Annotated in this window: 1 protein-coding gene; it reads right to left on the bottom strand. The window is 75.6% G+C overall.

Annotation, left to right across the window (positions count from 1 at the left end):
• On the bottom strand, positions 1-905 hold a 905-nt coding region (locus tag ACI79Y_RS19645; protein ID WP_457160101.1), incomplete at both ends, for an LGFP repeat-containing protein.

Raw genomic sequence — 905 nt, 5'->3', positions numbered from 1 at the left:
TGATCGAGCCGCCCTGGAAGGTCCACCGGGTGCCGCCGGTCACCTTCGTGCCGCCCGAGGTCGGGTAGCCGAGCCGGCCGGTCTCCCAGCCGGTGGCGGCCCAGGCGTCGCGGACCACGGTGGGCAGCGCGTGCGCCCCGGTGGCCGGGCTCCAGTAGATCGACCCGTGCTGGAACGTCGCGGCCTGCCCCTTGCCATCGGGCAGCACCACCACGTCACCGGTCGGATACCCCAGCGCGCTGCGCTCCCAGCCCGACGCCGCCCACGCATCACGCACCGGACCCCGCAGCACCCGCGCCCCCGTGGTCGGCGACCAGTACACCGACCCACCCTGGAAGTGCGCGAACCGGCCACCCCCCACCGACAGCGCCGTGGCACTGGTCGTCGGATACCCCAACGGGCCCCGCTCCCAGCCCGACCGCGCCCACGCCGCGCGCAGCTCCGCGGTCACCACCCGGGCCCCGGTGGCCTGGGTCCAGTAGATCGACCCGTGCTGGAACGTCGCGGCCTGCCCCTTGCCATCGGGCAGCACCACCACGTCACCGGTCGGATACCCCAGCGCGCTGCGCTCCCAGCCCGACGCCGCCCACGCATCACGCACCGGACCCCGCAGCACCCGCGCCCCCGTGGTCGGCGACCAGTACACCGACCCACCCTGGAAGTGCGCGAACCGGCCACCCCCCACCGACAGCGCCGTGGCACCGGTCGTCGGATACCCCAACGGGCCCCGCTCCCAGCCCGACCGCGCCCAGGCAGCCAGCAGCTCACTGGTCACCGCACGCGCCCCCGTCGCCGGCGAGGCGTACACCGAACCGGACTGGAACCGCTGCGCCGTCCCCTTCCCGTCGGGCAACGTCACCACGTCGGCCACCGGCACGCCCAGCACCGCCGGACCACCGGCGGCC

The organism is Modestobacter sp. SYSU DS0875 (assembly GCF_054050915.1).
Note: the sequence above shows the minus strand (reverse complement) of the source record. Positions and strands in the feature narration are given on the sequence as shown.